At 64.5% G+C, this 25,371-nt stretch carries 22 protein-coding genes and 1 tRNA gene; 9 read left to right on the top strand and 14 right to left on the bottom strand.

Annotation, left to right across the window (positions count from 1 at the left end; genetic code table 11):
• Positions 1-199 precede the first annotated feature (199 nt).
• A tRNA-Thr gene (locus FCT00_RS13660) sits at positions 200-275 on the top strand.
• Positions 276-800: 525 nt separating this feature from the next.
• Here FCT00_RS13660 and FCT00_RS13655 read toward each other — a convergent pair.
• The 3 genes from FCT00_RS13655 to FCT00_RS13645 all read right to left on the bottom strand — a co-directional run bounded on the left by FCT00_RS13655 (position 801) and on the right by FCT00_RS13645 (position 4,169).
• Positions 801-2,597 carry an acyltransferase family protein gene (locus FCT00_RS13655; protein ID WP_235889134.1) on the bottom strand — a complete coding sequence of 599 codons (1,797 nt, stop codon included), beginning with the start codon at positions 2,595-2,597 and terminating at the stop codon, positions 801-803.
• Positions 2,598-2,893: 296 nt separating this feature from the next.
• On the bottom strand, positions 2,894-3,169 hold the full coding sequence (locus tag FCT00_RS13650; RefSeq protein ID WP_138423462.1) for a phage integrase central domain-containing protein: 276 nt from the start codon (positions 3,167-3,169) through the stop codon (positions 2,894-2,896).
• Between the two features lie 109 nt (positions 3,170-3,278).
• On the bottom strand, positions 3,279-4,169 hold the full coding sequence (locus FCT00_RS13645) for an AraC family transcriptional regulator (protein WP_008330257.1): 891 nt from the start codon (positions 4,167-4,169) through the stop codon (positions 3,279-3,281).
• Between the two features lie 147 nt (positions 4,170-4,316).
• Here FCT00_RS13645 and FCT00_RS13640 point away from each other — a divergent pair, with 147 nt between their 5' ends.
• The 8 genes from FCT00_RS13640 to FCT00_RS13605 are packed head-to-tail and all read left to right on the top strand — an operon-like array spanning position 4,317 to position 13,859.
• Entirely contained in the window at positions 4,317-5,765 is a 1,449-nt protein-coding gene (locus tag FCT00_RS13640; protein WP_138423461.1) for an aldehyde dehydrogenase, read from the top strand.
• A 39-nt stretch (positions 5,766-5,804) separates the two neighbouring features.
• On the top strand, positions 5,805-7,004 hold the full coding sequence (locus tag FCT00_RS13635; protein ID WP_008330255.1) for an amino acid ABC transporter substrate-binding protein: 1,200 nt from the start codon (positions 5,805-5,807) through the stop codon (positions 7,002-7,004).
• A gap of 60 nt (positions 7,005-7,064) precedes the next feature.
• Positions 7,065-7,931 (top strand): branched-chain amino acid ABC transporter permease, encoded by an 867-nt coding sequence (locus FCT00_RS13630; protein WP_138423460.1) that lies wholly within the window; start codon positions 7,065-7,067, stop codon positions 7,929-7,931.
• A complete protein-coding gene (locus FCT00_RS13625; protein WP_138423459.1) occupies positions 7,928-8,860 on the top strand; it encodes a branched-chain amino acid ABC transporter permease in 933 nt (310 codons plus the stop codon). Before FCT00_RS13630 ends, FCT00_RS13625 begins: the two co-directional genes overlap by 4 nt.
• Positions 8,860-9,591, top strand: a complete 732-nt coding sequence (locus FCT00_RS13620) for an ABC transporter ATP-binding protein (RefSeq protein WP_008330252.1) — start codon at positions 8,860-8,862, stop codon at positions 9,589-9,591. Before FCT00_RS13625 ends, FCT00_RS13620 begins: the two co-directional genes overlap by 1 nt.
• A complete protein-coding gene (locus FCT00_RS13615; RefSeq protein WP_138423458.1) occupies positions 9,584-10,792 on the top strand; it encodes an ABC transporter ATP-binding protein in 1,209 nt (402 codons plus the stop codon). The genes FCT00_RS13620 and FCT00_RS13615 overlap by 8 nt, the downstream gene beginning before the upstream one ends.
• A 15-nt stretch (positions 10,793-10,807) precedes the next feature.
• Positions 10,808-12,283: an aldehyde dehydrogenase family protein gene (locus tag FCT00_RS13610; protein ID WP_008330244.1), complete on the top strand. Its 1,476-nt coding sequence runs from the start codon at positions 10,808-10,810 to the stop codon at positions 12,281-12,283.
• A gap of 13 nt (positions 12,284-12,296) precedes the next feature.
• Positions 12,297-13,859: a flotillin family protein gene (locus FCT00_RS13605; protein ID WP_138423457.1), complete on the top strand. Its 1,563-nt coding sequence runs from the start codon at positions 12,297-12,299 to the stop codon at positions 13,857-13,859.
• Between the two features lie 123 nt (positions 13,860-13,982).
• On the opposite strand, the gene FCT00_RS13600 is transcribed toward FCT00_RS13605, so the two are convergent.
• The 11 genes from FCT00_RS13600 to FCT00_RS13555 all read right to left on the bottom strand — a co-directional run bounded on the left by FCT00_RS13600 (position 13,983) and on the right by FCT00_RS13555 (position 25,233).
• On the bottom strand, positions 13,983-14,789 hold the full coding sequence (locus tag FCT00_RS13600; RefSeq protein ID WP_138423456.1) for an enoyl-CoA hydratase/isomerase family protein: 807 nt from the start codon (positions 14,787-14,789) through the stop codon (positions 13,983-13,985).
• Positions 14,786-16,594 carry an AMP-binding protein gene (locus tag FCT00_RS13595; RefSeq protein WP_138423455.1) on the bottom strand — a complete coding sequence of 603 codons (1,809 nt, stop codon included), beginning with the start codon at positions 16,592-16,594 and terminating at the stop codon, positions 14,786-14,788. Before FCT00_RS13595 ends, FCT00_RS13600 begins: the two co-directional genes overlap by 4 nt.
• The gene (locus tag FCT00_RS13590) at positions 16,591-17,076 is read right to left on the bottom strand and encodes a MarR family winged helix-turn-helix transcriptional regulator (protein ID WP_138423454.1); all 486 of its coding nucleotides are present in this window, start codon (positions 17,074-17,076) and stop codon (positions 16,591-16,593) included. Before FCT00_RS13590 ends, FCT00_RS13595 begins: the two co-directional genes overlap by 4 nt.
• The gene (locus tag FCT00_RS13585) at positions 17,076-18,368 is read right to left on the bottom strand and encodes a TRAP transporter large permease (protein ID WP_138423453.1); all 1,293 of its coding nucleotides are present in this window, start codon (positions 18,366-18,368) and stop codon (positions 17,076-17,078) included. Before FCT00_RS13585 ends, FCT00_RS13590 begins: the two co-directional genes overlap by 1 nt.
• Positions 18,365-18,913: a TRAP transporter small permease gene (locus FCT00_RS13580; RefSeq protein ID WP_138423452.1), complete on the bottom strand. Its 549-nt coding sequence runs from the start codon at positions 18,911-18,913 to the stop codon at positions 18,365-18,367. The genes FCT00_RS13585 and FCT00_RS13580 overlap by 4 nt, the downstream gene beginning before the upstream one ends.
• Before the next feature lie 53 nt (positions 18,914-18,966).
• On the bottom strand, positions 18,967-19,986 hold the full coding sequence (locus FCT00_RS13575; RefSeq protein ID WP_138423451.1) for a TRAP transporter substrate-binding protein: 1,020 nt from the start codon (positions 19,984-19,986) through the stop codon (positions 18,967-18,969).
• Between the two features lie 104 nt (positions 19,987-20,090).
• Positions 20,091-20,459 (bottom strand): hypothetical protein, encoded by a 369-nt coding sequence (locus FCT00_RS13570; RefSeq protein ID WP_008330229.1) that lies wholly within the window; start codon positions 20,457-20,459, stop codon positions 20,091-20,093.
• Positions 20,460-20,540: 81 nt separating this feature from the next.
• Positions 20,541-21,740, bottom strand: coding sequence for an OpgC family protein (locus tag FCT00_RS13565; protein WP_138423450.1), 1,200 nt, complete (start codon positions 21,738-21,740; stop codon positions 20,541-20,543).
• A complete protein-coding gene (gene mdoH, locus FCT00_RS13560; protein ID WP_138423449.1) occupies positions 21,727-23,523 on the bottom strand; it encodes a glucans biosynthesis glucosyltransferase MdoH in 1,797 nt (598 codons plus the stop codon). Before mdoH ends, FCT00_RS13565 begins: the two co-directional genes overlap by 14 nt.
• A 13-nt stretch (positions 23,524-23,536) precedes the next feature.
• Positions 23,537-23,713, bottom strand: a complete 177-nt coding sequence (locus tag FCT00_RS21490) for a hypothetical protein (protein ID WP_171042992.1) — start codon at positions 23,711-23,713, stop codon at positions 23,537-23,539.
• Positions 23,710-25,233, bottom strand: a complete 1,524-nt coding sequence (locus FCT00_RS13555; RefSeq protein ID WP_235889132.1) for a glucan biosynthesis protein — start codon at positions 25,231-25,233, stop codon at positions 23,710-23,712. The genes FCT00_RS21490 and FCT00_RS13555 overlap by 4 nt, the downstream gene beginning before the upstream one ends.
• Positions 25,234-25,371: the final 138 nt, after the last annotated feature.

The following is a 25,371-nucleotide window of genomic DNA, read 5'->3' as shown; positions in this document are numbered from 1 at the left end:
GTCCCAAAAGCGACATCATCTTCTCTTCATGTCGCAAACAGATCATAGGCCTTTGGCATTGTAAACAGCCCGTACACTGGCCTGTTTGCGCTATCCGGTCATTTGGGCACAGGCTGGGCAAATTTTCAAAGGAAACGTGAGGTATCGGCAAGAGCGCGGACTTGATTGCGCGCCGCACTCGGTCTAAATCGCGCAAGGCGCCCCTATAGCTCAGCTGGTAGAGCAACTGATTTGTAATCAGTGGGTCGGGAGTTCGAGTCTCTCTGGGGGCACCATTTATTTCTAATAAGTTATTGAAAAAAGAGGGTTATGGACTTTGGCGCTCCTTGAGTCCCCCTGTCAGTCCCCCCCACAGGTCCGCGCTGTCGCCTGGTTTTGGGTCCATCTCGAGTAACGCGAAGGCGAATTGATCGGCGAAACCCAGCTCCGCTTCAGTGGTCAATTCCCAGACCCGAGCCCAAAATCGTTAGCAGGTTTTGCGGTGAATCCTTTTCGGGCGGCCGCGCGGTACCCCTCCAGGCCCAAGTCCCAGCCCAGCGGCGCTCTGATTTTGTCGACCTTTCGCGCGGCCCGGTCGTAGCTCTTTTCTCGCTGAGAAGGGTTGTCCTTCACGTGCCCAGCGCCGAACGTCCGGCGCCCGGTCGTCTGTCACGGTGTTCTTTGTGTTCCAGTGTCAGTGTCGTCCGCTTCCGAGCCCGCCCATCGCTCACCTCCGGTTTTGCCGAAATCATAAGCCAGTTTTGACTACGATCCATTGTGGAAAGTCAGCTTTCGACCCGAAGAAATCTTTCGGGACGCGTTTACGGCAAATGGAAGCCTTTGCTCTGAAGTTGTTCGACCACCAACCTTGCGCCGGATGCGTTGAAATGGCCGTAGTCCCACGTAAGCGGGTAACCGGACGGAGAGAACAAAGTGCAATTGTCGTCAGGGCATACAGCTTCGATCACCGAGTAATACTCCACAGGAATATCGGACAGACTCCGGGCCATGTGCTCGTCAATTTTCTTGATTTCCGCCCACCGTGACATGAAGCCCTGAATGTCGGAACTACGCCGTGGCAGATACTTGGCCAAGAGCAGCTCAGGAAGCGGATGGTCATATTCAACGGTTTGCCCCAACACGACCAAACGATCCGCGTAAGCTCCTAGTGCGGCAACCGTTGGCTCAAGGTTCTCATATTGACCATTGCGCCATCTGGCCGACAGCACGATTGCATCGAACCGATGGTCGGGAAGCACGTCGCGAAAGAATGCGTCATACATTTCAACGCAGTTCTTGCGCCCGACGGACGCAACAATCGGACGACAACCCGACCTTATGAGGGTGCTTACTTTGACTGCCGGGAACGCATCCTTGATCGCCCAAACCAGATGATCTGCATGGCTGTCGCCCATGACCAAGACATGTTCTTCGTTTTTGGAAAACCGGTCGCACTCTGCACCAGTCTCGATCACCACCTTAAAGTCACAAAAGACCGATTGGTCGTCTGCTTCTTCTCGATCCAGCTTCTTGGACAGCTCTCTTCCGGCCTCTGAAATCCGGGCTGGCGCTCCATCGGACAGGACGAAGCCGAGCGGGATTAAGGCCACCATACAGACCACCCCTGCCGATGTGACCAGAACCTTCGAATTTCCGGTGCTTTTCTGTCGGAAAGGCTGTTCGACAAACCGCCAGCTCAATTGAGCCATTGCCCACGCGAACAGAAACAGAAAAATGCTTTGAACCAACGATAAGCTGGCACTTTGGCTCCATGTCAGGAGCAACACCAAAGGCGGCCAGTGCCAAAGGTAAAGGGAGTAGGAGATTTTACCAAAGTAACGTAGCGGGCGAATGCTCAGGAGGTCCGCGACATACGTCCTTCGGTCCGAAGGCCAGATCAGCAGGGCCGCTCCGACGGTCGGCAGTAGCGCCGAAAAGCCGGGATAAGAGGCGTCCGGTTCTATGAGGAGGATGGCGGCAAGAATGAAGAGGAGTCCGGCAGCCTTCAATACACCCGGCCATCTATGACCGTGGAGGCTGGGCAGGAACACCAGAAGCCCGCCCGTCGCCAATTGCCAAGCCCGTGTGGGAAGCATGAAAAACGCGAAGGTTTCGTAATCTCCGGTAAGAATGCGGATGCTGCCAAAGCTCAGAGCAATGAACAATCCAATGACCAAGAGCGCGGGCTTTCCCCACAGGCCCCAATTGCGATGAAGCAAAAGCAGCGCCATCGGCCATAGAAGATAAAACTGCTCCTCGACGCCGAGTGACCAAGTGTGAAGTAGTGGCTCACTATGGGCTTCGCGCGAAAAGTATCCTGACGTCAGCCAAAAGTAGACGTTCGACACGCCGAAAAGGGCAGAGATGGCTTGCTTGCCAAGTAAGACAAGAGTTGGGGGCGATAGAAGGACAAGGCCGCCTGCCACTGTGAAAAGCACGACCGCGACCAGAGCGGGTATGATGCGACGCGCCCTTCGGGCGTAGAAGGCTGAGAATTGGAACTGACCGGCAACGATCTCGCGTGCGATTATGCGGGTTATCAGGAAGCCGCTGATTACGAAGAAGATATCGACGCCAACAAAACCCGCAGTTCGACCGTTGCTGTAGTGAAAAAGGATTACGGCAAATACCGCCAGAGCGCGAAGGCCTTCGACGTCTGGCCGGAAACTGGTGTCGAGCTTTGGAGGCGCCATTGCACGGTTTCCTTTCATTACCAATCATCGCGCCGGGAGCCATGTGGCTGGCTTGATCGAGTATCAATACGCGATAGTGGGTCACTGGCCGAATACAACGCCCTATGCAAGTTCCTGCGCTGGCCGATGGTCTCAGTTTTCGGCGCATATCTGCATTGACCGAGTTGAGTCTGAGCACCCGCCTGAGGGCGTATAGATATGCCCAAGAGCGCCTTTGCCTTCTAGGACGCTTTTGGATCGACCTCTAGGCCAAGCGCCGCCGCGTAACGCATGACAATGGAAAGACGATTCACCGCCTGCCACGTGGTGTCGGCCTTGTCGTGCCGGATGGGCGAAACGATGTCGCGAAGGTCACGTTGGTCGATCTCGGAAAACGGCATCTTGCCCAGCTTGGACAGAACGTGGAGTTCGAGCAGGCTGAAACACCGGCCCGCTTTCCGGTCGCGCTTCAATTCGGCCTTGCGGCTTTCGAATGCATCGCGGGCAAAGTCTCGCAAGACATTCTGATTGCTCTGGGCGACCGCCTGTTGCCGCTCACGTTCTTTGATAGCGTCCTTGCCGCTTCGATCATCGCACCGATGCCGACACGGGCCCCGCGACAAAATATTAAGGCCAATCGGCGAAGCCCGATGCGCGGCTTTCGGCGGTGCCGGCCTGTGCGAGCGCCTGTTTGCGGAAGGCGCCCGGCGTTTCTCCGGTCATCGACTTGAAGACGTGGTTGAACTGACTGGACGACGAGAAGCCGAGCATGACGGCGATGCGTTCGGCGGACAGCGCGGTGCGTTGAAGCAGGACGCGCGCTTCGTGGATGGAGCGTTCGCGGATCAGGCGGGCAGGGGGTTTGCCGACGGTTCGGACGCACAGGTCGTGAAGCCTGTCGTAGGTGATCCCCATCGCCTCGGCATAGTGCTGCGCGCTCCACCGGGCGCGGAAATGCGCCTCGACGAGATTGCGGAAGCGGTTGATGTCGCCGATGCCTTGCCGACGCGCGCTCTGGGGCGTCACGTCGCGGTCGACGCTGCGCCAGAACAGCACGAGGAGAAGCCGGATATAGGCTGAGACGGCGATTTCGCTGCCGAACTGGGGCGTCGTCGCCTCGGCGGTGATGCGCCCGAACAGAGCGTCGAGGCGCTGGCCAAGGGAATCCGACCGCTCGAACGTGGCGACGAGGTGCTGGGCCGCGAACATGCGCAGGTCCGGCCCTTCGGCGGCGAGGCCGATGGCGTCCTCGAAGATCGGGGTACCGAAGAACAGGTAATACCCGGCCCCGCCCGCGCCGATCCTGAGACGGGTGTGTTCGTCCAGCGGCCCCCACCGCATCGCCGGGCCGGACATCTCGAATTCGCCGTCCTGCGTTTCGGCGACGGCCTGCCCGCTGTCGAGGTAGAAGACGAACCAGTCGTGCTGCGCGGCGGTCGACCGGGCGGCGACGACCCGTTCCTGAAGCCCGCATTCGATATGCCCCGCGCGGAACCGTGAGAGCGGCGAATCGAACATGGGCGTCTCCAAAATCTGCGTTTCGGACCCATCTTACCCATTTTTTGATAATTCATGCCCATTTTTCAGCATTATTTTTCTGCGAAAGCTCGGTCATGCTGTCTGTCACGGTCACGGTGGGGAACGCTGCCGGACCCAGGGAGGATTATGTTCGAAGCCAAGCTTCATATCCGCAGCGCGGGTGTCGACGCACGTGACGGCGCCGTTTTCGAGCGGCTGTCGCCGGTCAGCGGCAACCCGGTCACGCGCGCCGTGGCCGCCGGGCCGCGCGATGCGCAGGACGCCGCGAATGCCGCCGCCGCCGCCTTTCCGATCTGGCATGCGATGCCGAACGACGAAAAGCGCGCGCTCATGGGCCGGGCGAGGGACGCGCTGATCGCCCATACCGAGGAATTCGTCGAAATCGCGCGGGAAGAGCTGGGCTCCACCCCCGACTGGATTCGCTTCAACGTCGCGATTGCGGCGGATGTATTCAACGAAGCGATGGCGATCCCCGACCTCGTGACCGGGTTCGAAGAGGTGTCGGAGCGGGATGGCGTGCGGTCCACCACGATCCGCGAGCCGGTGGGCGTCGTGCTGGCCATCGCCCCGTGGAACGCGCCGGTGACGCTGGCGGTGCGGGCGATCGTCTGGCCGCTCGCCTGCGGCAATACGGTGGTGTTCAAGGGCAGCGAGCTTTGCCCCATGCTGCATTCGCGGATCGTCGACGTGCTGTGCGAGGCCGGGTTGCCCGAAGGGGCGCTGACTTCGGTGATCCACGCCCCGGAAATGGCGGAAACCGTGGTCGACGCGCTTGCCGCGCATCCGGCGGTGCGGCGCATCAACTTCACCGGTTCCTCACGGGTCGGCCGCCGGGTGGCCGAAATCGGGGCGCGCTACCTCAAGCCGTGCCTGCTCGAGCTGTCCGGCAAAGCCTCGCTCATCGTGCTGGAGGATGCCGATATCGAGGCGGCGGCGCTGGCGGCGACCTACGGCGCCTATTTCAACCAGGGCCAGATCTGCATGACGACCGAGCGGGTCGTGGTGGTGGACGAGGTGGCGGACCGCTTCCTTGCCGCGATGGAGGCGCAATGCGCCGACCTGCTCGCGCGGCGCAACGGGGCCAAGGTGGGCGATCTCATCAGCGCGGATGCGGCGCGGCGGGTCGGTCGGTTGATCGACGACGCGCTGGCGCGTGGTGCCACGCTTGTCGTCGGGGGCGAGGTGTCGGGGGCCTATGTGCAGCCCACCCTGCTCGACCGGGTGACACCCGAGATGCAGATCTATTCCGAGGAAAGTTTCGGACCCATCGCCGCAATCGTCCGGGTCGAGGACGAAGCCGAAGCGGTCTCGGTCGCGAACGACACGCAATACGGCCTCGTCGCCTCGGTCTTCACCGCCGACGAGGCGCGCGGACGCGCCATCGCGCGGCGGCTTGAAACCGGGGTCTGCCATATCAACGGGCCTACGGTCTACGACGACCCGTCCAAACCATACGGCGGCGTCAAGACATCCGGCTATGGCCGCTTCGGCGGGACCACGGCCATTCAAGAATTCACCGAGCTCCGGTGGATCACCGTCCAGGAGCCAAGATCCGATTACCCGTTCTGGACGTAATCAAAACGCGCGGGATGCGCGAACTCAGGGAGGAGACACATGAAACGGAGAACTTTCTTCAAGGTGACGACGACGCTGGCCGCGACGCTGATGGCCGGTGCCGCTTTCGCACAGGACAACATCATCGTAGGCGCGGTCGCGCCCAAGACCGGTCCGCTGGCCGGGGGCGCCGCCGTGACCCATTGGCCGAACATCAAGCTCTGGGTCGACGAGGTGAACGCGCGCGGCGGCCTGAACGTGGGTGGCGAACAGCGGATGCTGGAAGTCATCGAATATGACGACCAGACCAACCCGGCTGAAACGATCAAGGCGGTGCAGCGTCTCGCGACGCAGGACAATGCCGACATCATCCTCGCGCCCTATTCCACCGGCCTGAACATCGCCGCTGCGCCGATCTTCGATCGTCTGGGCTTCCCGCAGATCACCTCGTCGGCGGCGACCGACCAGATCGGTGAGCTGTCGGGCCAGTTCAACGACATGTTCTTCCTGCTCGGTCGCTCCACCGACCTTGCCGAGGACGCGGTCGAGGTGCTGTCGGACCTGCGCGAAGCCGGCGAGATCGGCAACCGCGTGGCGATGGTCAACGTGGCCGACGCCTTCGGGATCGAGCTGATGGCGGTCGCCAAGCCCGCGGTCGAGGCTGCGGGGTTCGAACTGGTCTATGAGACCTCGTATCCGCTGGGCACGCAGGATCTGTCGCCGATCATGAAGGCGGTCAAGGGCGCGGACCCGGATGCCTTCGTCGCATGGTCCTATCCGCCCGACACCTTCGGGCTGACGGAACAGGCGATGATCGAAGAGCTTGACGTCAAGGCGTTCTACACCGCCGTCGCAACCGCCTTCCCCGCATTCGCCGGACGCTTCGGCGCCGCGGCCGAGGGGGTCATGGGGATCGGTGGCGTCAACACCGCTTCGCCGGAGTTCATGGACTATGCCGCGCGTCACGAGGCCGCGACCGGGGCCAAGCCGGACTACTGGGCGTCGGGCATGATGTATGCCTCGCTCCAGATCCTCGAAGAAGCGATCGAAACCACCGGCACGCTCGACATGGCCGAGGTGACCCAGTTCATCAAGGACAACGCGTTCGAGACCGTGATGGGCACCATCGACTTCGACGATCAGAACTCCAACACCGCCTACTGGACCGTCGGTCAGTGGCAGGGCGGCGAGTTCAAGGGGATCAAGGAAACGGGCCGCGATGGCGCCGTCGAGCCGATCCTCAAGACCGGCTGGGAATAACCACTCACGACATTGGCGGGTCCGGCGCGTGCCGGTCCCGCCTCTCTATTCGGAGACGTCATGGACATCCTCATCACGGGTCTCATCCTCGGCGGCACCTATGCGCTCATCGCGCTGGGGCTGAACCTGCAATACGGTGTGTCGCGCATCATGAACCTCGCCAATGGCGAGATGCTCGTGATCGGCGCCTTCGCCGCCTTCACTCTGTTCACCGTGGGTCAGGTCAGCCCGCTCTTGACCATCTTTCTGGTCGCGCCGCTGGCCTACGTGCTGAACTGGCTGATCTACCGGATCATGCTGCGGCCCTTGGTGAAACGCGCCAAGAACCGCGGGATGCTCGAGGTTGACGCGATCCTGACCACCTTCGGTCTGTCCTTCGTGATGGTCGGCATCATGATCTGGGCCTTCGGGGGCGACTATTTCAGCTATTCCTATCTGGCGCGGCCCATCACCGTGTTCGGTGACAACTACGGCCTGAACCGCGTGGTGGCCTTCGTCTGCGCCGCGATCCTGTGCGCGGCGCTGTTTCTGTGGCTCAACGTCTCGCGCGCCGGGATGGCCATTCGCGCCGTCGCCGTGTCGCCGGAAAACGCGCGGCTCGTGGGTATCGACGTGCCCAAGCTATCGGCCCGCGCCTTTGCGCTGGGCGGCGCGGTGACCGCCGTGGGCGGGGCCGTGATCTCGACCTTCCTGACGCTCGACGCCTCGACCGGCGTGATGTTCACCATGAAGGCGCTCATCATCGTCATCATGGGCGGGGTGGGCGACGTGCGCGGCACGATCCTCGCCGCGCTGGTTCTGGGCGTGGGCGAAACCTTCGTCGCCTCCGTCATCGACCCCGGCCTGACGCTCGTCGCGGCCTACGCTCTCTTCATCCTGATCCTGCTGTTCCGTCCGCAGGGCTTCTTCGGAAGGAAACCGACATGAAGACGCAGGATTGGAAAAACCTCGGCTGGAGTGCCGCGCTTCTGGTCGTCGCCGCGCTCCTGCCGCTCACGAACGACGGCTACCTGATCTCGCTCGGCGTCTCGATCGCGATGTATACGGTGCTGGCGACAAGCTGGGCCCTGTTCTCTGGCCCGACGCATTACATCTCGCTCGCCACCGCCGCGTTCTTCGGGATCGGCACCTATGTCATGGGGTCGGGGATCGAGCATCTGCCCTACTGGGTGCTTCTACCCATCGCCGGACTGATCGGCGGCGTGATCGCCGCGCTCGTCGGCCTCGCCACCCTGCGGCTCTCCGGCGTGTATTTCGTGATCTTCACGCTAGGGCTGGCCGAAATGACGCGCCAGGCGGTGACCTGGTATCAGAACCAAACCGGGCACAAGGGCACCTATGTTCTGACCGAACTCACCGATCCCGACATCTACTGGCAGCTTCTGGGCCTCGCCGCGCTCGTGTTCCTGCTCGGCTGGGCCATCGGCCGCTCAAAGCTCGGCTTCGCGTTGCGCATCATCGGGGATGATGAGGATGTGGCGCGGCATGTGGGCATCAACACGGCGCTCTCCAAGATCGCGCTCTTCGTCGTCTCGGGGGCCACGGCAGCCATCGTCGGTGCCATGATCGCGCCGCGCTATATCTACATCGAACCCGCCACCGCCTTTACGCCTATGCTCTCGTTCCAGGTTGTCATCATGGCGCTTCTGGGCGGCACCGGGCGGCTCTGGGGTCCGCTCGTCGGCGTCATTCCCTTCACGCTGTTGTGGGAGGCGATCTCGTCCTCCTTCCCGAACCAGACGACGCTTCTTCTGGGCCTCAGCTTCCTCACCATTGTCTATCTGCTGCCCGGCGGCTTCGTCGGCCTCTACGACCGGCTCAGGGGCCGCGCGAAAAAGCGGAGTGCGATGGCATGATGGCGAATACGGTCATATCGCTGCGCGGCGCGACCAAGCAATTCGGCGGTCTGGTCGCGGTCGACAACGTCAGCTTCGACGTGCGCGAGCATGAGGTGCTGGGTCTGATCGGCCCGAACGGGTCGGGCAAGTCCACGACGCTGAACCTCATCTCCGGCGCGCTGCCCGCGACGGATGGCGAGATCAGCTTGCGCGGCGGCACCATCACCGGGCTGCCCGCCCGCCAGATCGCGCGCAAGGGCGTGTCGCGGACGTTCCAGCTCGTGCGGCTCCTGCCGTCGATGAACGTGCTTGAAAATGTCATGGCGGGCGGCGTCTTCGGCCACCGTCGCCGCTGGGGGCAGTCTGCCGAGCGTCACGCGATGCAGGTGCTCGAAAAGATCGGCATGGCGGACAAGGCCAAGGCGCATGTCGGCCAACTGACCTATATCGACACCAAGCGGGTCGAACTGGCCCGTGCGTTGTCGGGCGAGCCTGAGGTGCTCTTGCTCGACGAATGGCTCGCGGGGCTGAACCCGACCGAACTCACCGAAGGCATCGACCTGATCCACCGGCTGCGCGACGAGGGGCGCACGATCATCCTTGTCGAGCACGTCATGGATGCGATCCGCTCGCTTTGCGACAACTGCGTGGTCATGTCCTCGGGCAAGAAAATCGCGGAAGGGACGACGGACGACGTGCTGTCGGACCCCGAAGTCATCCGCGCCTATCTGGGGGACGACGATGCTTGAGGTGAAGGGACTTTCCGCCGCCTACGGCCAGCACCCGGCGCTGAACAAGGCCTCCGTGCGCGTCGGCAAGGGCGAGATCGTCGTCATCCTCGGCGCGAACGGCGCGGGGAAATCGACGCTTTTGAAGGCGATCAGCGGCATCTGCGAGGGCAAGGTTACGGGATCGGTCCGCATGAACGGGCATGAGCTCGTCGGGATGAAGCCAGACCGGATCGTCGAAGAGGGCATAGCACTGGTGCCCGAAGGGCGCGGCATTTTCGGTGATCTGACGGTCGAGGAAAACCTCACGCTCGGAGCCTATTCCGAACGGGCCAAGGATGCCGAACGCACCAACCTCGACCGGGTCTATGCGCTGTTTCCCAAGCTTCTGGAGCGGCGCAGACAGGTCGCGCGCACCATGTCGGGGGGTGAGCAGCAGATGGTCGCCATCGGCCGCGCGATGATGTCGAACCCGGCTATTCTGACGCTGGACGAACCCTCGCTCGGCCTGTCGCCGCTCTTGTCGAAGGAGCTGTTTCAGAGCCTTGGGGCGGTGCGCGACACGGGGATCGGGATTTTGCTCGTCGAGCAGAACGCCAAGGCATCCCTCGCCATTGCGGATCGGGGATATCTGCTCGAAAACACCGAGATCATTCATGAGGATGCGGCGGCGAGCCTCGCCAAAGACCCGGCGGTGCAAAAGGCCTATCTGGGCGGTGCGGCGGCCAAGGGCGGGGCGGGCAAGGCCAAGCCCCAGGCCAACGCCATGCCTGCGCCAAGCGCCCCGCGCCCGGCAAAAGGCCCGTCGCCCTCGGATATCGCGGCTCAGGCGATGAGTGGTCTGGCCCCGGCGCGGCCCGCCAAGCCCGCGCCCGCGCCGGAACCCGCCCCGCGCCCGGCACCGCCACCGGCCCCGCCGGTCGCCAGACCCGCGCCACGGCCCGCGCCCGCCGCGACGCCAACGGCCACAGGCATCGACACGGCCAGCATCGTCGCCAAGGCGGCGAGCCAGTCGTCGCGAAAGGGCGGCGCGCCCGCGCTTCCGCCGCGCCCCGCACCGATGCCGGAGCCTCCGAAACCCGCCCGCGCAAGCCAACCGACCCGGCCCATGCCGGACCTCGGCCATCACAGCGACCGGCTGCGCGAAGTGCTCACCGAAATCGAAACCGCCGCCCAACGGGCCCGCGACCGTTCGCGCACCCGCACCCGCGGCAAACCCTAAGGGAGAGGAGGCATCATGCTCGACAGTCCCAACACCGCGCCCAACATCAAGGGCATGTATATCGACGGCCAGTGGACGCCCGCGTCCCGCACCTTCGACGACCTGAATCCATCCGACAATTCGCTCTACGCCCGCATCCCAGACGGCTCGCCCGAGGATACGCGGCGCGCCATCGCGGCGGCCAAGGCGGCGTTCCCGGCGTGGTCGGGCCTCGCCTTCCACGAGCGCGCGCACTACCTGCTCAAGATCGCGGAGGTCTGGGACCGGCGTCAGGGCGACTTCATCAACGCCGCCGTGCAAGAGGGCGGCGGCTGGTTCGGCAAGGGCGTGTTCGAGGCAGGCTACGTGGCCGAAGTGTTCCGCTCGGCCTCGGCGCTATGCTATCAGAACATCGGGGAAGTGCTCCCCTCCGAGCACCACAAGTTCATGATGGCCACGCGCTTTCCGCTGGGGGTCGTCAGCGTCATTTCCCCGTGGAACATGCCCGGCATCCTGACCTCGCGCGGCTTCGCGGCGGCGCTGGCGGTGGGCAACACCGTGGTTCTGAAACCGTCCGAAGATACGCCATACGCAGGCGGATTGTATTTCGCCGAAATCCTCGACGAAGCGGGCATCCCGCCGGGGGTGTTCAACGTCGTGACCTGTAGCCGCGAAAGCGTGGGCGCCGTGGGCGACGAGATGATCGAGAACCCGACCGTGAAAGCCGTGTCCTTCACCGGATCGACCGCCGTGGGCCGCCACATCGCGGCCAAGTGCGGGGCGCATCTGAAAAAGGCCTGCGTCGAACTCGGCGGCAAGGATTCCATGATTATCATGGATGACGCCGACCTCGACCACGCCGCCAAGGCCGCCAATTTCGGCTCGTTCATGCATCAGGGTCAGGTCTGCATGTCGACCGAGAAAATTCTGGTGCAGGAGGGGGTCTATGACGACTTCATGCGCCAATTCCTCGCCCGTGCCGCCAAGCTCAAGACTGGGCACACGAAGGACAAGGACAACGTGATCGGCCCGCTGGTGAACACGCGGCAGGCGCTGCGGGTGAAAGCCCTGATCGACGATGCCGTTGCCAAGGGCGCGACCGTCGAACTGGGCGGTAACGCGTGGGACAATTTCGTCGAACCCACGGTGCTGACCAACGTCAACGCCGACATGGACATCTGGCATGACGAAACTTTCGGCCCCGTCGTCATCGTCGCCCCGTTCCGCACGGAAGCCGAGGCGATCGCGCTCAACAACGACACCGAATACGGGCTGACGGCGGCGATCATGACGCGGGACGAGGCCAAGGCCCTGCGCATGGCCGAGCATATCGAAACCGGCATCTGTCATGTGAACTGCCAGAACATCAACGACGAGCCGCACGTGCCGTTCGGCGGCACCAAGGCCTCGGGCGTGGGTCGCTATGGCGGGCGCTGGTCGCTCGACGCGTTCACCGAGTTGCGCTGGATCACCCTCGACCGTGGCGGGCGTCATTTCCCGCCGGTCTTCTGAGAAAGGATACGCCATGACTGCGATTGGATGGATCATCCTCCTTGTCATCGTCGCCGCCATTCTGATCGCGCTGGCCGCGTGGTTCTATGAACGGGCGACGAACGAGATCAGCCTTGTGAAAACCGGGGTCGGGGGGCGCAAGGTCGTCATCGACGGCGGCACGCTGGCGATCCCGTATTTCCACGAGATCAACCGCGTGAACATGCAGACGATCCGCATGGATGTGGTGCGGCGCGGCAATTCCGCGCTTATCACCAAGGATCGGATGCGCGTCGACGTGGGGGCCGAGTTCTATGCGTCGGTCGTTCCCGAGCCCGAAGCCATCGCGCGCGCGGCCCAGACCCTTGGGCGGCGCACGTTCCAGCCGGATGAGCTTAAGGCACTGATCGACGGCATGATGATCGATGCGCTGCGCACGGTCGCGGCGCAGATGACGATGGACGAGTTGCACGAAAACCGCGCCGAGTTCGTGCGCGAGGTGCGCGACATTCTGGGCGAAACGCTCGGGCGCTACGGGTTGCAACTCGACAGTGTGTCGCTGACGGATTTCGACCAGACGCCGTTCAATACGCTGGATGAGACGAACGCCTTCAACGCGGTCGGGATGCGCAAGCTGGCCGAGGTCATCGCCAAGTCGAAACGCGAACGCGCCCAGATCGAGGGCGACAGCGAGGTCGAGGTACGACGCACCGCGATGGAAGCTTCGCGCCGTAAGCTGGAGATCGATCTTGAGGAACGTCGGGCCGAGATCGCGCAGGCGCAGGAGGTCGAAACGCTGATGGCCGCGCAACTGGCCGAGGTGGCGAGCCGCAAGGCCGATGCCGAACGCTCGGCCGCCCACGCGCGCATTCGGATGGAACAGGAAATCCAGTCCGCCGACATCGCGCGGGAACTGGCGATCCGAGAGGCCGAGATCGCACAGGAGCGCGCGCTTCAGATTGCAGAGCAGGAGCGGCAGATCCAGATCTCCGCCAAGTCGCAGGAAGAAAGCCGCGCCCGTGCCGAAGCCGACACGGCCCGCGCCGAGGCGGTGAAGGCCGAAGAAGCGATCCAGACCGCGCGCCAGATGGCCGAGGCCGAGCGGCGCAAGGCCGTCGCGCTTCTGGCGGCCCAGCAGGACGCCGAGACGGCTGCGACCCGCGCCCGTATCGCGGCGGAAAGCGACAAGGCGACCGCCAAGGACCGGACCGAGGCCAAGCGCGAGGAAGCCGAAGCGATGAAGCTTCTGAAACTCGCTGAGGTCGAAGCCGAAGCCGCGCGGATCAAAGCCCAGAACGCCCGCTCCGACGCGCTCGCCGCGCTGGAGATGGAGAAGATGCGCCTCGACGCCATGCCGGGCATCGTAAGCCAGATGGTGAAGCCCGCCGAAAAGATCGACAGCATCACCATCCACAACGTGAACGGCCTTGGCGCACGCGGGCAGGGTGGCGGCGAGCGCACCGAACCCGGCTCGCCCGTCTCGCAGATCGTGGATTCCATCCTCGACCTCGCGGTGTCGGCCCCGGCGATGAACCGGCTGGGCGAGGTGATCGGCGGCCATGTCGCCAGCAAGGACGACACCGGCAAGGGGAACTAGGAAAGGGTCGGGGGAGCGGGCCGCGCAAGCCTGCTCCCCCGCTTCATAGCTACATCCATGTCTTGAGGGCGCAGTGCAACTGGCGGACGAGCAAAGCCGCCTTGTCCACGCCGAGACGTCGCCCTAACGCCCCTGATAGACGGGCTTGCGCCGTTCCATGAAAGCACGCGGCCCTTCGCGGGCGTCTTCGGTGGCCATCACGCGATCCATCGCGCGGGTTTCCAACGTGTAGCCCTCCGCCAAGGGCCTTCCGATGGCTTCCGTCACCACCTGCTTGATCGCTTCGACCGCGACCGGGCCGTTCGCGGCGATCCGGTGCGCGATGTCCAACGCGGCGGGCAGCACCTCGGCGACGGTAACGACCCGGTTCACCAGCCCGAACGCCGCCATTTTCGCGACCGGCACCGTGTCGCCGGTCAGGAGCATCTCCATCGCCAGCGGTTGCGGCAATTGCCGCGTGAACCGGGCGAGCGCCCCGGCAAAGGGAATAAGCGCGTGCTTGGCTTCGGGCAGACCGAACACCGCGTGGTCGGCGGCGATGCGAATGTCGGTGCCGAGCATCAATTCGAAGCCGCCCGCCAGACAATGCCCGTTGATCGCCGCGATGACGGGTTTGGGAAACGTCTCGCCCTTCAGACTCGCCCGGAACACGAGCGAACGGTCGGCGATGATCCGGTCGTCCCATTCGGTTTCGGGCGCACGCGCCCCCGACAGCAAGGGCAACGACAGCTCGAGGTCGCCACCGGAGCAGAAAGTCTTGTCGCCCGCTCCGGTCAGAACGACCACGCGAACGGCATCGTCTTTCGCCAGTGCATCGAACAGGTCGGCCAGCCGGCAGATCAACTCGGGCGACAGGGCGTTGTGCCGCTCAGGCCGGTTCAGCGTGGCGACGGCGACCCCGTTTTCGATCTCACAGGTCAGAACGCTCATGCGCCGGTGACCGTGAAACTGATCGGCATCCCTTCAAGCGCGGCGCGCATATCGTCCAGCCGCGCGGCGGGGACGGTGACGCGGGTGTCCAGCTTGTCGCCCACCTCGATCTCAGGGGTCAGGCCCAGCTTCTCGCCCGCGCTGGCGATGGCCCAGCGGATCGCCTCGGCGCGGAGCGTGGGCTTGAAGATCTTGCCGACCGGGGTCAGCGGCATGGCATCCACCGTGCCGATCCGTTTGGGCAGCGCCACCGGGTCTTCGATCCGGTCTTTCAGGAACGCGATCAACTCGCCCTCGCCGGGGGTCCATCCGTCGCGGGTCATCACGAAGGCGACGGGCAACTCGCCCGCGTAGGAGTCCGGCATCCCGACGGCGGCGGCGGCTTCGACATTCGGGTGGGCCAGAAGCGCGTCTTCGATCATCTGCGGGTCGATGTTGTGCGCGCCCCGGATGATGACATCCTTCTTGCGACCCGTGATGAACAGCCGCCCGTCGGCGTCGAGCGTTCCGAGGTCGCCCGACACCAGCCAGCCACCGTCCAGAAACGTGCCCGCGTTCCGGCTTTTCTCGGAATACCCATCCGCCACGTTCGGGCCGCGCACGGCGATGATCCCGGTCTCACCGGGCGCGAGGATCTTGTCCGGGTCCGCCTCGCCGTCGGTTTCACCGAAGATCGCAACCTCGGAGAAGGGCAGGCGCAGACCGCAGGATTGCGGTGTGCGGGGGCCGTGCACGGGTTCGACCGCGATGGCGCCCGCGCTTTCGGTCATGCCAAGAATGTTGCGCACCGGCACGCCCAGCGTCGCCTCGGCCGCATCCGCGAGTTCCGTCGGCAGGGGCGATCCGCCTGCAAGGAACCAGCGCAGGGACGAAATGTCGGCGTCCACAGGCTGGCCCTTGACCGCGCCCAGCAGCGTCGGCACCAGCCCCAGAACGGTGATGCGGTAGCGTTCGACCTGCTGCCAGATCCGGCCCATGAACGCGGTGTTGCGCATCCCCAGACGGCCCGGAACGATCAGCGTTCCGCCCGCCGACAAGGTGGACAGGCCATAGACAAACGCTCCGGCAACGTGGAACAGCGGATAGCCGTTCACCACCACGTCATCCGGGCCCAGATCGTGCATCAGCACGCAGGAGCGGGCGACATGCGCCTCGTTCAGTCTAAGGTGCTGCACCATCTTCGGCGCGCCCGTGGTGCCGCCGGTGTGGTAATAGGCGGCAAGGCTGCGCTCGTCACCGTGCACCTCGATCGGCTCGCCGGGTTCCGCGATCAGGTCTTCAAGCACCCCGTCCGCGCCGGGCGAGGGGGCGTCCGCATCGCAGGCGAGGATCGGCAGGTCGATCCCTTCGGCGCGCAGGGCAGGGACAAGGGTGGACCAGTATTCAAGCTCGTCGTTCACGCCCATGACCACCACGCAGGCGGCGTTTGCAGCGCGGATCAGGGCGGCGACGTGATCCGGTTTCAGCATCGGATTGATCGGGCAGGCGCGCCCCGCGATCTGCGCGCCCCAGAGCGCGACCTGACCGCTGATGCTGTGCTGCGTCAGGATCGCGACCGACCGATCCGGCGTGACGCCCAGCCCGCGAAACACCCGCGCGGCTGCCATGATCCGATCCGCGAATTCGCGGTAGGTCACGACAGTATCGCGCGCCGGGTCCGAGGCGTCGTTCACATAGCGGACCGCGAAGGCGTCGGGCCGTTCCTCGGCCTGCGTGCGGATCATGTCCCACGGCGTGCGCAGGGGATAGACCGCGTCGAACCCGCGCGCCTCGAGCGCCTTGATGTCGTCCAGCGTCGCGATCATGACGCACCTCCGAAATTTGCCCTCAGGGTCCGGTCCACGCGGGCGAGCAGGTCAAGAAGTGTCGCCTTTTCCGCCGGCGTCAGATCGGCGGTGACCATCGTCTCGTGCGCCGTCACCTCGTCCTCCAGCCGGGCGAGGTTCTCGGCCCCGGCTTTCGTCAGGAACACCCGGCGCACCCGTTTGTCGGTGGTCGATTTCTTGCGCTCGACCCAGCCTTCGCGGGTCAGCGTTTCAAGGATCGGGACGAGAGACGAGCGGTCCAGATAGATCGCCTCGGCCAGCCGGGTCTGGGGGATGCCGGGGTTCGCCTCGACGATCTTGAGCAGACCGAAATAACGCGGGGCCGACCCGTGGCTCGACATTTGCTGTTCGAAGCTCTTGTAGGATGCGATCTGAAGCAGACGGATCTGGTATGACACCGAGTTTTGCAGCATCCCCGGCACCGTCAGTTCGGCCACGTCTCGCATCAGCGTCTCGGGCATCAGTTCATGCTCCCCGGCAGGAACAGCACCAGCGCCGGGAAGGCGATGAGCAACAAAAGGCGCAGGACGTCGACCGTGACGAAGGGCAGGACGCCCTTGAAGATGGTGGGCAGGCTCACCCGGCTGGCGATGGAATTGATGACGTAGACGTTCATTCCCACGGGCGGCGTAATCAGCCCCAGTTCCACCGTCATCACCACGATCACGCCGAACCAGACCGGATCGAAGCCAAGCTGGGTGATGACCGGGAAGACGATGGGTACCATGAGGATGATCATCGCCATCGCGTCCAGAAAGCAGCCCATCACGAGGAACAGGAGCAGGATCAGGAAGAGCGTGCCGTAGCGCCCGCCGCCGATGTCGACGAGGAATTGGGTGAACTCCTGCGGGACGCGGGTGATGGCAAGGAAGTATCCGAAAAGCGTCGCTCCGATCAGGACCACGTAGATCGCGACCGAGGTGCGCAGCGCCTCGACCAGACTGTCGAGAAGTGTGGCCCAGGTCAGCCGGCGACGCAGGAAACCGATGATCGCGGTCAGGAGCGCCCCGGCAGCGGCGGCCTCGGTCGCGGTGACGATGCCGAAATAGATCGACAGGATCACGGCGATGAACAGAAGCCCTACGGCCCAGACACCGCGGAGTGACGCCATCGCCTCGGCAATCGTGAACGGCTCGGCGGCGGGCAGGGTGCGGCCATACCAGAACCGGACCGTGAGCATGTACATGAGGACGGCCAGAAGGCCCGGCACGATCCCCGCGATGAACAACGTGCCGATGTCGGTTTCGGTGATGAAGCCGTAGATTGCCAACACCACGGACGGCGGGATCAGGATGCCCAGCGTGCCGCCCGCGGCGATGATGCCCGTTGCGGCCTCGTCGCCGTAGCCTGCGCGCTTCATCTCGGGATAGGCGATCTTGGTCATGGTGGCGGCGGTGGCCACGGACGAGCCGCAGATCGCCGCGAAACCACCGCAGGCCCCGACCGAGGCGAGGCCGAGACCGCCGCGAAACCCGCCCAGCCACGCGCGCCCTGCGCGGAACAGTTCCGACGACATGCCGGAATTGGTGGCGAGCACGCCCATCAGCACGAAGAACGGGATAAGCGTCAGGTTGAAATCGGTGATGGTCGAAATCGGGGATTGCGCCAGCAGGTTCAGCGCTGGCTTCATGTCGATCACCACGGCGAAGCCGCCGATGCCGACGATGCCCATCGCGATCCCGATGGGAACGCGCAGCGCCATGAGGGCGAAGAGGACGACGAAACCGCCGCCTGCGATCAATTCGTTGCTCATGGTTTCTGATCCTCGAGAAGCTGTTCGTCGATCCCGTCGAACTCCCCAAGGTCCGTGCCTTGGCGACCGATCAGCCAGAGCCGGACCAGCGTGGTGAACAATGCGGCCATGAGGCCGACCCAGATGGCGAGGAAGAAGGGCCAGTGCGGCAGGCGCAGGTCCATCGTCGCGTCGCCGCCATTCATGGCCGACATCACGCGGCCCCAGATCTTCCAGCACAGAAGCGCGGTAAAGCCGGCCAGCACAGCCCATGCGAAGCCGTTGATCCAGCGGCGCGTGCTGCGCCCGACGGCCTGAGCCAGCAGATCGACCTTGATATGCGTGCCGTGAAAGCCAAGGCTCGCCATGCCCCAGCCGATCGCGACACCCAGAAGCAGCCGCGACACGTCGAAGGCGTCCGGCAGGGGGCGCGCGAAGCCGTAGCGGCCGATGGCCGAGGCGACGATCAGGATCGTGACGAGGCCGAGCAGGGCCCCTGCGATCCGCTCGATGAACAGGATGGCCCGACTGAGGCCGCGGGCGGCGCTGGTGGAATCTGTCTGCATGATGACCTGCAAGGTTCGGGCGCGCGAGGAGGCCCCGCGCGCCCGGTTTCGCCTTAGTAGTCGGCGCCCATTTCGACCAGCTTGGCCTTGTAGGCTTCGAGGATCGCGTCGGCGTCATGGCCACGGTCGGCCACGGCGGCCTTCCACTCGTCGATGAGCGGCGCGGCGGCTTCACGCCATGCGGCGACCTCTTCCTCGGTCGGCGTGTTGAAGGTCTGGTTCTCGTCCGCCATCAGCTTTTCCTTGGCGGCCATGTCGTCGTCGTACCAGCCCTGCGCGACCTTGCCCGACCATTCCGGGGTGCAATGGTCGTCGATCACGGCCTTGTTCTCGTCCGACAGCGAATTGTAGCTGTCGAGGTTCATGATCAGAACCTGCGCCGACAGGTAGAACGGCATGTCGAGGTGCACGGGCACTTCTTCGGTCAGGTTGAAGTCGTACATCGACCCCCACGGGAAGGTCACGGCCTCGGCCGCACCTTTCGACAGGGCTTCACGCACTTCCGGGGCGGGCACCTGCACGGGGCCACCGCCAAGCAGCGACACGAAGCGCGCCATCGTGGCGTGGGCCGGGCGCACGTTCTTGCCCGAAACGCCGTCCGGGCTGGTCACGTCGACCTGCGTGTGGAGCGCGCCGGGGGCGTGCGGGTGAACGAAGCAGACTTTGACGTCGCCCATTTCCTGCTCGGCCCCGTTGGCGGCATACCATTCGTGGATCGCCATCGCGCCCTTGACGCTGTCGTCGGCCATGAAGGGCACTTCGGTCAGCGCGTAGATCGGGAAGCGGCCAGCGGTGTAGCCGGGGTTGACGTAAGACAGATCGACGATGCCGTCCTTGGCCATGTCATAGTGATCGGGGGCGCGGCCAAGCTGCTGGGCCGGGTAGATGTCGATCTGGATGCGACCGTCCGAGGCCTCCATCACGGATTCGGCCCAGGGATTGATCCCCTTGGTCGCCGGCGAGATGGTGGGCGGCACCCAGTGCGACAGGCGGAGCGTAACCTCCTGCGCGGTCAGGGTGGCCGGGGCCATAACGGTCAGGATCGCGCCAAGCGCGACGTAAGTCTTTTTCATGATATCCTCCCTACGAGTCCGGATTCTCGGATCTCAAGAATGATGGATATCAAACAAACTCCAAAAATCAACAGGAATTGCGCGGGCTACCCGTCGAGGCGTGTTCAGAAATGCGCCTTGGGTTCGTCCGGTTTTCCGGCGGCGAGGGCGAGCAGCCCGCCCACCAGCGCAAAGCCGATCGGGAACATGGTGAAGACGCCGAAGCCGAAGGCGTAATACATCAGCCCGCCCGCGACAATCAGCAGGATGCCGCCCCACAGCGCGCGCACCTTGGCCATCGCACCGCCCGCGATGGCAAGCAGCGGGGCCACGAAGCTGGACATACGCAGAAATTCCTCGTTCTGAACGAAACCGAAGGCCTCGCCGATCTCGACATTGGCGCGAACGACCTCGGTGTAGCCGTAGTTGAAAAACCCCACCACCATGGCGATCAAACCGCCGATAATCCCCAGCATCAGGGCTGCGTTGCGCATCGTGCCTGCCTCTTTCGTTCTGTTCGATGGGCTATGAGATAGGGATTGCCTGCGGGCGGTATCAAGGTTTGGCGGGCGAGGTCACCCGGCGGCCAGCGGGTCGGCGCGGCTGTCCTTGACGGTCAGCGCCCGCGTCCCTGCCGTGCCCGCCCGCCGCTTCCAGTCGGCGGCCCAGGCGAGAACGACCAGCGCCACGGTGCCCGCTGGGATGTAGAGCCACGGGATCAACACGTTCTCCGGCTGCCACGCGATCAGGGTCTGGCCGACGTAGGACAACAGCGCACCGGCGGAAAAGATCAGGAGGCCCTGACGGCCCATGACCCGTAGCGGTTCCCCCCAGCGTTGTGCGGTGAGGGTCGTGACCACGGGCAGGCAGGACACCACGTAGACCAGCGCAAGCGCATGGGTCATGCGCAGGAACGGCAGATATGTCTTGTCGTGGGACGTGATGTGGAACGGAAATCCCTGACCGGCGAGCCATGCCATCCCACGGTTCATCGCAGGCCCGAACTCCGGCACGTAGCGCCAGGCGAGCACAAGGGCGAGCCAGCCCGCCGCGATCCAGAACAGCGCGCGATTCACCGGCACGAAGCGTTCGCCCCGGCGGAACGCGATGCCGGTCAGCAACCCGACGACGAAGATGAGCTGCCACGCGAAAGGGTTGAAGAACCAGCCGCCCGCGTTCGGATAGGCCGGAAGGTTCCAGCGCCAGAGCCCCGTGGCGAACCACAGAAGAACCGAGCCGACCAACAGCAGGCGCGGCGCACGCTGGCCGATCAGGATCGCGAAGGGCGCGGCCAGCAGCAGCACCGAATAGGCCGGCAGAATGTTCATATAGCCGATCTGATGTCCCAGCGTGACTATGCCGATGATCGCCTGCGCCGTGTTCTGGAACACCTGCTTGAGGTTGTTCTTGGTCAGAAGCTCGACCAGCCCCAACGCCTCGGCCCCCAGCGCGAAGATCGCGATTCCGGCCACGGTGAGGAAGATATGCGACAGGTAGAGCACCCAAGATCGCTTCCACATCGGCGCGATCGCGGGCCACAGCCCGGTGTCGCGCCATGTGGCGAAGCGGCCCGAATAGGCGATCCCGGCGGCGATGCCGGAGATGATGAAAAAACTCTCGGCGGCGTCCGAGAACCCCCAATTGCGGATCGTCGCCCAGTGCTCATAGGGATTGCCGGGCACGTGATCGACGAAGATCATCCACAGCAGAAGGCCACGGAAGAAGTCGATCCGGCTGTCGCGCGGGCGGCGCGTCTGTGTCTCAGGCCGGGACATGCCGCCCCTCCGGTTCTGCCTGTGTCACCGGGGCTTTCCGATCTTCGATGCCAGCCCGCCAGCGCGCGTGAATGGCGCGGTAGTCGGCGACGACGCGCGGCACTTTCCGTTCTTCCGGCACGCCGAAATGCAGACCGCCCACGGGTTGCGACGACCACGAGATCAGGACCGGGGCCGCGATCATCGGCAGCGTGACGGGGAGGAGCCAGAGCATGAGCGTCGGCGCGAAGGATGCCGTGGCGAGAAGGGCGGCAAGCCCCGTGACCTCGATCCAAGCGGACGACCGCAGCGCCTGTCCGAGTGTCAGGGCACCTTCGCCGCGCGCGTGCGATGGCCAGCCGCCATCCTGCCCGGTCACGACCTGAAGCACCGCGCGGGTCTGGAACATGAGCATGATCGGGGCGAGGAGGGAGGTCAGCAGGATCTCGAACAGAACCGACCCCGTCGCCCGCGCCGCACCGCCGAACCCGCGCGCGCGGCCCGTCGCGATGGATTTCACAAGGATCGCCACCTTGGGCATGATGAGCAGCCCGACGATACCAAGCACCAGTGCGGTGATCTCGCGTGTGCGGTCGGACGGGAACACCGGGAACAGCTGATAGGGGTCTGGGAAATAGTCCGGCTCGGGCGCGAACACCGTACCCGCGACGGTCGAGATCAGGAACAGCGCCCAGAGCACCGAAACGAGATAGGCGAAAATGCCTTGCAGGAACACGTAGCGGCTCCACCCCGCAAGACCGGGGGCGGCGAGCAAGCGGATGTGTTGCAGGTTGCCCTGACACCAGCGCCGGTCGCGCTTGGCATAGGCCAGCACGTTTTCAGGGCCTTCCTCGTATGACCCTTCGATCCGGCTGTCGGCCTTCACCTTCCATCCGCCACGGGCGAGCAGCGCGGCCTCGACGTAATCATGCGACAGGATGTGACCGCCGAAGGGGGGCTTTCCCGTCAGTTCGGGCAGACCGCAGGAGGCCGCGAAAGCCGAGACGCGGACAATCGCGTTATGGCCCCAGTACGGCCCGGTCGCGCCCTGCATCCGTTCCAGCCCGCGCGTGAAGACCGGGCCGTGGAAGGCGGACGCGAATTGCATGGCGCGGCCAAAAAAGCTTTGCGCCCCCACGATGCGCGGCAGGGTCTGGAGCAGGCCGAGCCCCGGGTCCGCTTCCATCCGCGCGATCATCTCGCGCAGCGCCGCGCCCGACATCAGGCTGTCGGCATCCAGCGTCACGGCATAGTCATAAGCCCCGCCGGAACGCCGGATGAAATCTTCGACATTGCCTGCCTTGCGGCCCCGGTTGTCGCTTCGGTTGCGGTAGAAGATGCGGCCCGCGCCCTGCGTTTCCGCGATCAACATGCGAAACGCCGCCTGCTCGGCGGCCTGTCCGTCCTGCGACCGGGTATCGGACAGGATCACGATATCCAGATCGAGTGCCGCATCGCGGATCGACCCGTCCATGGCGGCGATCCGTGCGAAGGTGGAGACCGGGTCTTCGTTGCAGATCGGGACGAGCACGGCGGTACGCGGCGTCGTGGTGAGCGCGGGCGCGGCCCCCGCCCTGCGCGGCCACAGGCCCATCAGCGCCAGCGCCGCGCCCCATGCCAGCCATCCGGTCGTGACGAGGATTAAACCGCTGCGGATCGCGTCCCAAATCTGGAACCCGTCCTGCAACGCCGCATCCGTCACCAGCACCGTCGCGGACACGGCCGCCAGCACCGTAAAGCCTAGGGCCACGGCGCGCAGCCGGACCGTTGTCGGGTCCGGCGGGAGATGGGTTCGGGGTGTCATGGGAAAACGTCGTTCAGATGCGCTGGCGCGGAAGGATCATCCTGAAGATCTGACCCAGATCCAGTCGCACCACGGGGGTTTCAAGAACCTGCGGGGGCATGTCGAGCGGGGCTTCGGGCGGCGCCCAGCCCTCTGGCTCGTCCGAAATCATCGCCCGGACCGGCCCGTCGTTTTCCCACACGTCTTTCATTCGCTCACCCATTGGTACAGCCATGTCTCGCTCAAGATCCGCCCATAGCCCGTGAGGACCGCCTGCAACTCCATCGAGCCGTCGCCCGGCACCGCCTCGATCACCAGACGCCACAGGTCGGTGCCCTCGACCGGAGACAGGATCGCCTGCGAAAGCTCGCCGCGCAGAACCGTCACTTTCGGCTCAATGTCCGCATCGCGGGGAAGTTCCGCCAAAAGCCCGCCGTCGAAGTCGATGACGAACTTTTTGCGGTCCGTGGTGCCCTTGACGCCCGCGACGCCGCCTTTTCCGACACGGGTGCGCAAAACGCGGGCACGCTCGGAAGCGCGGTCGCCTTGGGGCGCCAGACCCCAGTGCAGACGATAGCTGAACTCGAACGCGTCGCCCTGACGTGCCGGACCATCCGGCACCCAATAGGCGACGATGTTGTCGTTCCCTTCGAGATCCGAGGGAATCTCGAGCAGCCGGACGGACCCGCGGCCCCAGTCGCCGAGCGGCTCGACGATCAGCGACGGGCGGCGCTCGTAATGCGCCTGTGCGTCCAGATACTGATCGAAATCCCGCTCGCGTTGGATCAATCCGAACGATGCCGGGTCTTGTGCGGCCAGATAGGAGTTGCCGAGGCGCGACGGGTTCACCAGCGGGCGCAGGTAAGTGTCGCCCGCGCGGGTGTTCAGGATCAGGTGGTCGCTGTCGTGAACGGCGGGCCGGAAGTCGTCGAAGGCCCCGGGATCGGCCCCGCCGAACAGGAACATCGACGTCAGCGGCGCGACGCCAAGCTGCTGCACGTTCTCACGCATGAAAAGGCGCGCGGTCACGTCCACCGTCGTCGTTTCGCCCGGAGTCAGGACGAAGCGATAGGCCCCCGTGACGGATTTCGACCGAAGCGCCGCGTAGAGCGTGACCGACGCGTCACCTTCTGCGGCTTTTTCCAGCCAGAACTCGGTGAAACGCGGAAACTCCTCGCCGTCCGGCATTCCGGTGTTCACGGCCAGACCACGCGCGGACAGGCCATAGACGTTGCCCCGCCCCAGTGCACGGAAATAGCTCGCGCCCAGAAAGGCCGCGAGTTCGTCATAGTGATCGGCGCGGTTGAGCGGCGTCATCAGCCGGAACCCCGCGACGCCCGCCATCTCGAAATTGTCGGGGATCTCGGTCTTTACGTCCGAATAGTCGAAATCGGCGGTCGTGAAGCGCATCGGCACGGCCTGACCGTCCGTGACCTCGTACAGATGGACGGGTTCGTTGAAGAGCCAGCCGAGATGGAAAGCGTTCAGATGGAAGGGCGCGTTCTCGGTCTCGGTCCACCGCGTCCGGTCACGCCGGAAGCGCACCCGCTGGTAGTCGTCGTAGTCGAACTCGGTCAGGAACCCGGTGATCTGTTCCGGGGCCTGCGGCGCGCCGGTCGCCGCCGTCTGCATTCGTTCCGAAAGCCAGTCGAAGCTGAAGGGCGTGGTGGGTGAGGCCTCTGGCACCGCCTCGACGGCGTCTTGGGCAAGGCTCCGCAAGGGCCATGCCATCGGTGCGAGGGCGGCGGTCGACAGCAGTCCGGTCAAGACCTGGCGGCGTGTGCTGCGGGCGCGAAGGCCGCGAATCGCCTGGGTCAATTCTCACTCCACAACTTCCTGAGTTAGCGTAGGAAATTCTAATGCCGCAGT

Source organism: Maritimibacter alexandrii (genome assembly GCF_005871115.1).
Lineage (GTDB): Bacteria > Pseudomonadota > Alphaproteobacteria > Rhodobacterales > Rhodobacteraceae > Maritimibacter > Maritimibacter alkaliphilus.
This window is presented reverse-complemented; position numbering and strand designations above follow the sequence as displayed.